Raw genomic sequence first — 231 nt, forward strand, 5'->3', positions numbered from 1 at the left:
CAGCGGCCAGGGGCGCTGGGCGTACGAGGTGCTCTGACGGCCGGCGTCCGGGGACGACTCGATGTCGCGCAACTGCAAGGGGCACAACCAGATCGGCTCGATGGGAATTTCTTCGAGGAACCACTCGACGAACTCCTGCGTGCGTTCGAGCGGGACCACGATGTCCTGCACGACGCGCTCGCGGGGAGGATTGCCCTTGCGTGCCTCGATCCGGGCGGCCACCGAATACTT

At 66.2% G+C, this 231-nt stretch carries 1 pseudogene; it reads right to left on the reverse strand.

Annotation, left to right across the window (positions count from 1 at the left end):
• Positions 1-231 (reverse strand): annotated as a pseudogene (locus NVV99_RS27005) (FAD-binding protein); the annotation flags it as partial.

The sequence above is a fragment of the Rhodococcus sp. PAE-6 genome (assembly GCF_025290685.1).
Taxonomy (GTDB): Bacteria; Actinomycetota; Actinomycetes; order Mycobacteriales; family Mycobacteriaceae; genus Rhodococcus; species Rhodococcus pyridinivorans.